Source organism: Flavobacterium sp. (assembly GCF_029945805.1).
GTDB lineage: Bacteria > Bacteroidota > Bacteroidia > Flavobacteriales > Flavobacteriaceae > Flavobacterium.
Genome location: NZ_JAQSDH010000033.1, coordinates 210,472 through 219,578, shown reverse-complemented (window position 1 = coordinate 219,578; position 9,107 = coordinate 210,472). Strand labels below are relative to the sequence as shown.

Sequence of the window (9,107 nt, the reverse complement as noted above, 5' to 3'; positions counted from 1 at the left end):
CTCTATCAAAAATAAATCCTTTCGCAGTTTTGCAAACTGCGAGTATTTTTTATTTGAAAAAAGAAATTCGAAGTGAACTTCGTTTCTTTTTTCAAATAAAAAATCCTTTCTGCAAAAGCAGAAAGGATTTACTGGTCGGGGTGGCAGGATTCGAACCTGCGGCCTCCTGCTCCCAAAGCAGGCGCGATAACCGGGCTACGCTACACCCCGAAAGCGAGTGCAAATATAGAATTATTAATTAGTAAACAAAAGGTTTTTATATTTTTTATCTACAGATTAATTTCTCTTCAATTTTAAATGTAAAATTCAAAATTTAAAACAAAAAAAGCGGATATAATTTCTATTTTTGTTGAAACTAAAACAACACAACACTATATGTTAATTATTGGAATCGCTGGCGGTACTGGAAGTGGAAAAACAACTGTTGTCCAACAGATTATTAATGAATTACCCGAAGCAGAAGTTGGTGTAATCTCTCAAGATTCGTATTATAAAGAAAATAATAACCTGAGTTTTGAAGAAAGAGGCCTTATCAATTTTGATCATCCACGTGCAATCGACTTCGAATTATTGGTAAACCATCTTACCGAATTAAAGAAAGGGGAAATCATTGAACAGCCGGTGTATTCATTTGTAACACACAACCGAACAGATGACAGCATCATTACACATCCAAGAAAAGTTATGATTGTTGAAGGAATCTTGATACTTGCTAATGCTGAATTACGTGATATGTTTGACGTAAAAATATTTGTTCACGCCGATTCTGACGAACGATTAATCCGTCGTTTAAAAAGAGATATAGCTGAACGTGGTCGTGATATGGAAGAAGTTTTGAATCGCTACCAAACGACCTTAAAACCAATGCACCAACAGTTTATTGAACCAACAAAAGCATACGCAGATATTATTATTCCAAATGACAAATACAATACGGTTGCCATTGATGTAGTGAGAGCCGTAATCAACCAGAGAATTACTTAAAATCATACTTCTATGAGTTTCTTTAAAAACCTAACCGATTCCTATCCTATTCTAAAAATTCTTGGAAACAGATACGTACTCGTTTTGGCTTTTTTTGCCGTATGGATGGTTTTCTTGGATAACACTTCGTACATGGAGCATCGAATTCTGAACAAGCAGTTGAACGAACTCGAAGACAATAAAAAATACTATCAGGACGAGATAAAAAAAGATGACGAGAACATCAAGCAGCTTAAAAATCCAGACCAGATAGAAAAATACGCCCGCGAAAAATACTATATGAAACGGGATAGTGAAGACATTTACATCATCGAATTTGAAGGTGATTCTATAAAAGACGAAGTGACTAAATCAAAATCTTTATAAATACAAACCATGGTTGAGAATTTATTTGATGCATTTGAACCCGTTTCATCCAAACAATGGAAACAGCAGATTCAGTACGAATTAAAAGGTGCTGATTATAACGAAACTTTGGTTTGGGAAAGTCCAGAAGGAATCAAAGTACGACCATTTTATCACAACGATGAATCGGAAGTCAAGTACACTTTAAAAGAAAATACGACGCCTTTTTTGATACTACAAAACATCTACGTTCATGATGTTGCCTTATCGAATAAAAGAGCTTTAGATACTTTAAATCGTGGTGCTGAAAGTATTCGTTTTACATTTGAAAATGAGACTATTGACATAGCTAACCTAATGCGGAATCTTCCTTTAGAAAATACGGCTTATTTCTTTTATTTCCCTTTTCTATCAACTGGCTGCGTGGCTAATATAAATAATTTTGCAACTACTAATAATGCCAAATTTTTTATTCAGGTGGATCCAATTGGACAACTGGTAAAGGATGGAAACTGGTTTGACAATTTAGATAAAGACTTTGAGAAATTAAATGCAATTGCCAGTACAACTTCAATTCCATTTATAACGATCAATGCCGGAATTTATCAAAATGCAGGAACCAATATAGTACAACAACTCGCGTACACTTTGGCGCATGTCAATGAATATTTTAACCGAATTAAAAGTATCAACCAACCAATAACTATCGAAGTTGCTGTTGGAACCAATTACTTTTTTGAGATTGCTAAATTAAGAGCACTACGTATTTTATTCAACACTTTAGCAAAAGAATACAATCACAATTTCGAGTGTCATATTATCGCAACACCAACCAAACGCAACAAAACTTTATACGATTATAATGTGAACATGCTACGTACCACTACCGAATGCATGAGTGCAATTCTAGGCGGTGCAGATGCTGTTGCAAATCTTCCGTATGATGCTTTATACCATAAGGACAATGAATTTGGTGACCGAATTGCGCGCAATCAATTGCTCGTATTGAAGCACGAAAGTTATTTTGATAAAGTCAATAATGCTGCTGATGGTGCTTATTATATCGAAACTCTAACTGAACAACTCGCTGATAAAGCATTATTGTTGTTCAAGGAAATTGAAGAAAAAGGGGGATTTGTTTCTCAACTTATCGAAGGAACTATCCAAAAGAAAATTAGCGAAAGCGCGGCCAAAGAACAAGAACTGTTTGATAGCGGTAAAGAAATATTGTTAGGAACAAATAAGTATCCGAACAAAAATGACAAAATGAAACACGATTTGGAATTGTATCCCTTTGTGAAACAAAATCCGCGAAAAACATTGATTACGCCAGTTATTGAAAAGCGTTTGGCAGAAAAACTAGAACAAGAAAGATTGAGCATCGAATAATTTATACCTTTATAAAAAAGATAAAAATGGAAGCTATTAGACAATTTGTAAAAGTGAAAAATCATCAGATAAATATAACTTTACCTGAAGATTTTATGGCAGATGAAGTAGAAGTAATTATCATTGCAAAAAATGAAAATGAATTTCAGCTTTCTGATGAACAAATAAAACTTCTCGATGATAGAGTAAATGAGCCAGAGTCTGAATACGTAAAATCATCTGAATCTTTAAATAGAATTAAAGAAAAATATGGGTTTTAATATTATTGTTTCTAAAAAAGCACAGAATGAAATTGAAAATGCAACCGAATATTATGCAGAAATAAATTTGAATCTTGCATTAAGATTTTACAATGAGCTAACAGAGACTTATAAAAGACTTGAATTAAATCCAATTTATCAAATTAGACATAAAAATTACAGAGCAATTCCATTAAAAATATTTCCTTTTTTATTGTTCTATGTTTGCGACGAAAAAAAGAAAATAATAAAAGTACTATCTTGTTTCCACACTTCAAAAAATTCAAAAAAATTCCCTAAATAGTTTTTAAAACTATGAGAAAAAACATCCAACATATAAATATAAAGCAGTCAGTAGTCAGCAGTCAGCCAAAAGCTGATAGTCAAAAGCTGATAGCTAATAACTTCTTAACTGCAGAAGGCATCGAGCTGAAACCAACCTATTCTCAGGAAGACATTGAAAACCTAGAGCACATTGGTTTTGGAGCAGGCTTTGCTCCTAACCTTCGTGGTCCTTACGGTACGATGTATGTACGTCGACCGTGGACGATTCGGCAATATGCAGGTTTCTCAACGGCAGAAGAAAGTAATGCTTTCTATCGTAGAAACTTAGCTGCGGGACAAAAAGGATTATCCGTGGCATTCGATTTGGCTACACACCGTGGTTACGATTCGGATCATGAACGTGTGGTTGGTGATGTCGGAAAAGCAGGCGTTGCAATCGATTCGGTGGAAGATATGAAAGTCTTATTTGACCAAATTCCGCTAGATGAAATGTCGGTTTCTATGACAATGAATGGTGCAGTTTTACCTATAATGGCTTTCTACATCGTTGCTGCTGAAGAACAAGGCGTTGCTGCCGATAAACTTTCGGGAACCATACAAAACGATATTTTAAAAGAGTTTATGGTGCGTAATACGTACATCTATCCTCCTACGCCTTCCATGAAAATTATTGCTGATATTTTTGAATATACGAGCAAGAAAATGCCGAAATTTAACTCGATTTCTATTTCCGGCTATCACATGCAAGAAGCTGGAGCTACTGCCGATATTGAGTTGGCCTACACTTTAGCAGATGGATTAGAATACATCAGAACGGGCTTGGCAACCGGAATGAAAATAGACGAATTCGCTCCACGCCTATCGTTCTTTTGGGCCATTGGTATGAACCATTTTATGGAAATTGCCAAGATGCGTGCCGGAAGAATGTTGTGGGCAAAACTCCTAAAACAATTCAGTCCGCAAGATGAAAAATCATTGGCTTTGCGCACGCATTGCCAGACTTCGGGTTGGAGTTTGACCGAACAAGATCCTTTTAACAATGTGGCACGAACCGCTATTGAAGCCACTGCTGCGGCCTTCGGCGGAACACAATCTTTGCATACCAATGCTTTAGATGAAGCTATTGCGTTGCCAACCGATTTCTCAGCACGAATTGCACGGAACACCCAAATATTTTTACAAGAAGAAACTAAGATTACGAAAACGGTGGATCCGTGGGCAGGAAGTTACTACGTAGAAAAACTTACGGCTGAAATTACCGAAAAAGCTTGGGCTTTAATTCAGGAAGTTGAAGAATTAGGTGGAATGACCAAAGCCATTGAAGCCGGAATTCCGAAACTGCGTATTGAAGAAGCTGCGGCGCGTAAACAAGCTCGAATTGACAGTAGTCAAGATATTATTGTGGGTGTGAACAAATACCGATTGGACAAAGAAGATCCGTTGCATATTTTGGATGTGGATAACCAAATGGTACGCAAGCAACAAATTGAGCAATTAGAACACATTAAGGCAACACGCGATACCGAAAAAGTAAAAGCATGTCTGGCAAAATTAACCGATTGCGCAAAGTCTTCGATGAATAATTCAACAGTTTCTGATAGTGATCCGGATGAAAATTTGTTATCTTTAGCCGTAGAAGCTGCCCGAAACAGAGCCACATTAGGAGAAATCAGTGATGCGCTAGAAGAAGTTTTTGGCAGATACAAAGCACAAATCAGATCCTTCAGCGGCGTGTATAGCAAAGAAATAAAAAACGACCAAAGCTTCGAAAAAGCAAAACAACTAGCCGATGCCTTCGCTGTTAAAGAAGGGCGTCGTCCTCGTATTATGATTGCCAAAATGGGACAAGACGGTCACGATCGTGGTGCCAAAGTAGTCGCTACGGGTTATGCCGATGTTGGTTTTGATGTTGATATTGGCCCCCTATTTCAAACCCCAGCCGAAGCTGCAAAACAAGCAGTTGAAAATGACGTGCACATCCTAGGTGTTTCCTCTTTAGCGGCCGGACACAAAATCTTAGTTCCTCAAGTAATTGAAGAACTAAAGAAATACGGACGCGAAGACATTATGGTAATTGTAGGTGGTGTGATCCCAAAACAAGATTACCAATTTCTTTTTGATGCCGGAGCCGTTGCCGTTTTTGGTCCTGGAACTAAGATAGCTGAGGCGGCGATAAGTATTTTGGAGGTGTTGCTGGAAGAGTAACTTCCTACTTGTCTGTCTCGCGAAGGTGGGAATCCAAATAACGCAAACTTATCAAGCTGAAAAAGGAAGTGTTAGATAGCAATTATAAAAAACACCAACTGAGAAGTTGGTGTTTTTTTTTATAACCTCTATAATAAATTTTAAATCTGAACCGAAGACACTTCTGTCAAAAAAATTTAATTCATTATAGTTTTTTAAATGTGTTCCACTACTTAGATAACTAATCAAATAATTAAAATTTTGAAAGCTGTAGTGGAATGGTAACTTCGCGCTCATCTTTCGTTAAAATTTAGAAATTTAAAGAGTAAACAAGATGTTGAATATTATTTTTTAGAACCGCCCAAAAAGGCGGTTTAATTTTTTTATGTTATGTTGTGAAATTATAAAAAATAAAGCCCGCAAAATTTGCAGGCTTTAAGGAAATATAATCTAAAAATAATCTAATCAAAAAGTTACTATTTCGGTTCTAGGTTTATTCTTTCAGTTATGATTTTTGAGCTTTTACTACAACTCTGTCATTTCCTTGACTAACTTCTATAAAATACAATCCTTTACTTAAGTCATTTCCAAAGTCAATAGTATCTTTAGGATTAGAGGTGAACTGGTCGATAATCCTTCCGTTGATATCAATTATTCTAATGGAAAGTTGTTCGTCACTTTCAGTATTGATATTCAATCCAAAATTAAATGATGTCGGATTTGGTGCAATAATAACAATCAAATTTGATTTTGGTATTGGTGCTTTTTTTGCAAGATTCTGTTTCATTATTGTTACTACAGTTGCATTAGATATACAGCCAGTTGCATTTTTAACTCTCACGTTGTACGTACCAGGTGCAACAGCTATAAAGGCTGTACCGCTTTGATAAGTACTACTATTTATACTATAAGTCAAACCGGTTCCGATTGGAGTTGTAATTTTTATAATTCCAGTACCACAATTACGTGTAGGTTGCGTAACAGATACTATCGGACAAACAAGTGCAGCGGGTTGCGCAGTAATGGTCACTAAACTTACCACTGAAACACAGCCTCCTACACTTTTTGCAGTCACATTATAATTTCCCGCAATAAGACCCATAAAAATAGTACCACTTTGATACGTAACATTGTTGATGCTATATGTGATACCAGTTCCCGTAGGGCTAATAATCTTGATTGTTCCAGTTGCTACTGAGCATGTAGGTTGAGTAAGAGAAGTTACTGGGGTAGTTGGTTTTTGTTGTGCGATTAATAAAGCTACTGTTCCTGTTGAAATACAACCACTGGCATTTTTCACTGTTACTGTGTAATTACCTGCGATAAGATTCGAAAAAATCACACTACTTTGGAAATTGATTGAATTGATACTGTATGTTAAACCAGTTCCCACTGGAGCTGATACTGTGATTTTTCCGGTAGTTACTGAACACGTTGGTTGTGTAACTGAAACTGTTGGCGCAACCGGTAATTCTGGTCTTGCATTTATTACTACAATAGCTACGCTTGAGATACAGCCATTATTTTCAACAGTAACAGTGTAGGTACCAGGCGTAAGAGCAGTAAAATTATTACTGTATTCGTAGGTGGTGTTGTTAACACTAAACGTTGAACCTTCTGCAGTTGGAGATGTTATTGTTATGCTCCCTCCTTCAGTAGTACATGACGGCTGAATAACCGAAACTGTTGGTGCTTCTATTAGTCCGCAAGGAACGATAACAGTTACTATTGCCGAATCACAATTAGTTGGATTAGCTTTTTCGCATATTTGGTATGTAAATACGTAATTACCTGCTGGAGTATTTGGCAAAACATCTACAGAACCGTCGGCGTTTAATGTTAAAAACTCATGGGAATCATGTAGCATAGTAACTTTAGACATTAAAGGAGTAGATCCATTTAAAACATCATTAGTCAATACATTGTTTATTGCTCTTCCTCCTAGTACTCCACTTGCAACAGTTCCATTGTCATCATTAGCAATAATTGGAGTTGACGGTTCAACAAAGCAAAGTGTTTTATTATAGATTACACCCGTGCTGAATCCGATGGCTCCTGTAGTTGAAAGCATTCTTCCTTCTAGATTTCCATTAGCTCCCATTGTATTTGCTCCATTATGGGCGATAAGTGTTCCTTTCATGAACGTAAAAGTTCCCATAGAAACGGCACCTTCAGCAATCCAGAAAACATTACAACGGCGCGTTCCATTTGCCAAAATTACTTTTGACTGTGCTGCGGTTGTAAAGGCTCCATTAAATTTAAAGATAAATAATGCATTTGGATTTCCTTGACCATCTAATGTGATTGTTCCTGCTAACGATCCGGCAGCTGCAATTGAGTACACTCCTGCGTTAAGGGTTTCTCCACTTCCGAAAGCGGGCGTGTGTGTGGTATTCGTATTTGGAGTATTATGTAGCTGAATGTAAGCGGCATCTAAATCGATTTTGGCTTGGACGGTAACTGCATTTACGTTATAAAAAGAACCTGCAACAGTAGAACTAAAGAATCCGCTAATGTCTCCTGCATTTGATCCAATATCGCCAATAATTCCAGATGTAGCTGCATTTGCTACAGCACCAACACTTGTAAATAGTGCAAAATTTGCAACAGATCCTAAAATAGCGTTGTCACATGTATCTACACAATTTATAGGAATAGTAATTGGTCCTGCTGGAAGCGATGCAATACCAGGTCCAAAAGTTATTGCACCTTCTGAAGAAAGCATTCTTCCTTCTAAATTACAATTAGCTCCAACCATGATTGCTCCTGGATGTGCCAGTAATGTTCCTTTTGTAGTACTACCAGCGCCAATAGTAATTGCACCTTCAGCAATCCAAAAAACATTGCAAGAACGCGTTCCGTTGCTTAGAACAACATTTGATGCGGCTGCGGCTGTAAAACCTCCTTCAAATTTAATTACGAAAGCTGCGTTAGGATTTCCTTGTCCATTTAAAGTAATAGTTCCTGCTAAAGATCCTGCTCCACCAACTGAATACACCCCTGGTGTAATGGTTTCACCACTTCCAAAGGCTGCTGCATGAGTCGTATTGGTCACAAATAAATCGCTAAGGTGTATATAAACCTTAAGAAGATCAATTTTTGCCTGAACCGTTAATGCATTTACATTTTGCGAGGAACCATTTAAGGTTGTTGGAAGATTAAATCCGCTTACGGCTCCGACATTGGTACCAACATCTCCAGTAAGCACTGAAACTCCGATATTAGAAACTGCTCCGGTACCTGAATAGGCGGCAAAGCCAGAAAGCGTTCCTAAATTAAGATTTTGACTTACAGTAATCGTTGAGCATAATAATAGCATCATAGCTATTACACTAAATAATAATTTTTTCGTCATGATAAAAGATTGAAATGGGGTTGGGTAATCTAGTTAATGCGATAAGGAGGATCCTTAAATATGCATTTTATGCCATTTTCCGCAATCAATTGTCCATTATAATTGATTGTTAATTAAACAATTTAGGGTCGTTTACAATGCGAACTTAGTTTGTAATAAAGTACATTGATACTAATTATCTACAATCAACCAATTAAGCGGTCAAGTAACATCTATTTTGAATTTATTGCAGATAATGACTTTACAAAATAAAAGATTTATAATGTATTTTTTGTAGCTTTATTACCTTATAAAACTCAATAAACGACATTTAATCCGATTAATTT

The 9,107-nt window shown here is 36.5% G+C and carries 7 protein-coding genes and 1 tRNA gene; 6 read left to right on the top strand and 2 right to left on the bottom strand.

The window, feature by feature from the left end:
• Positions 1-132 precede the first annotated feature (132 nt).
• A tRNA-Pro gene (locus PSU83_RS08370) sits at positions 133-210 on the bottom strand.
• A gap of 165 nt (positions 211-375) precedes the next feature.
• On the opposite strand from PSU83_RS08370, the gene udk reads away from it, so the two are divergent.
• Genes udk through scpA form a run of 6 tightly spaced genes read left to right on the top strand, consistent with a single transcriptional unit; the run spans position 376 to position 5,447 of the window.
• Positions 376-984 (top strand): uridine kinase, encoded by a 609-nt coding sequence (gene udk, locus PSU83_RS08365; RefSeq protein WP_300588792.1) that lies wholly within the window; start codon positions 376-378, stop codon positions 982-984.
• 12 nt (positions 985-996) lie between these two features.
• Positions 997-1,350, top strand: a complete 354-nt coding sequence (locus PSU83_RS08360; protein WP_300588790.1) for a septum formation initiator family protein — start codon at positions 997-999, stop codon at positions 1,348-1,350.
• A 9-nt stretch (positions 1,351-1,359) separates the two neighbouring features.
• Positions 1,360-2,718, top strand: coding sequence for a methylmalonyl-CoA mutase subunit beta (locus PSU83_RS08355; RefSeq protein WP_300588788.1), 1,359 nt, complete (start codon positions 1,360-1,362; stop codon positions 2,716-2,718).
• 26 nt (positions 2,719-2,744) lie between these two features.
• Positions 2,745-2,978: a hypothetical protein gene (locus PSU83_RS08350; protein WP_300588787.1), complete on the top strand. Its 234-nt coding sequence runs from the start codon at positions 2,745-2,747 to the stop codon at positions 2,976-2,978.
• Positions 2,968-3,261: a type II toxin-antitoxin system RelE/ParE family toxin gene (locus PSU83_RS08345; protein ID WP_300588786.1), complete on the top strand. Its 294-nt coding sequence runs from the start codon at positions 2,968-2,970 to the stop codon at positions 3,259-3,261. The genes PSU83_RS08350 and PSU83_RS08345 overlap by 11 nt, the downstream gene beginning before the upstream one ends.
• A gap of 11 nt (positions 3,262-3,272) precedes the next feature.
• Complete coding sequence (gene scpA, locus PSU83_RS08340; protein WP_300588784.1) at positions 3,273-5,447, top strand: methylmalonyl-CoA mutase; 2,175 nt, start codon at positions 3,273-3,275, stop codon at positions 5,445-5,447.
• Between the two features lie 484 nt (positions 5,448-5,931).
• Here the strand turns inward: scpA and PSU83_RS08335 are convergent, their stop codons facing one another.
• Positions 5,932-8,781 (bottom strand): ice-binding family protein, encoded by a 2,850-nt coding sequence (locus PSU83_RS08335; protein WP_300588782.1) that lies wholly within the window; start codon positions 8,779-8,781, stop codon positions 5,932-5,934.
• Positions 8,782-9,107: the final 326 nt, after the last annotated feature.

Coding starts and splice junctions, on each gene's coding strand:
- udk (WP_300588792.1), top strand. CDS start 376: ATGTTAATTATTGGAATCGCTGGCGGTACTGGAAGTGGAAAAACAACT.
- PSU83_RS08360 (WP_300588790.1), top strand. CDS start 997: ATGAGTTTCTTTAAAAACCTAACCGATTCCTATCCTATTCTAAAAATT.
- PSU83_RS08355 (WP_300588788.1), top strand. CDS start 1,360: ATGGTTGAGAATTTATTTGATGCATTTGAACCCGTTTCATCCAAACAA.
- PSU83_RS08350 (WP_300588787.1), top strand. CDS start 2,745: ATGGAAGCTATTAGACAATTTGTAAAAGTGAAAAATCATCAGATAAAT.
- PSU83_RS08345 (WP_300588786.1), top strand. CDS start 2,968: ATGGGTTTTAATATTATTGTTTCTAAAAAAGCACAGAATGAAATTGAA.
- scpA (WP_300588784.1), top strand. CDS start 3,273: ATGAGAAAAAACATCCAACATATAAATATAAAGCAGTCAGTAGTCAGC.
- PSU83_RS08335 (WP_300588782.1), bottom strand. CDS start 8,781: ATGACGAAAAAATTATTATTTAGTGTAATAGCTATGATGCTATTATTA.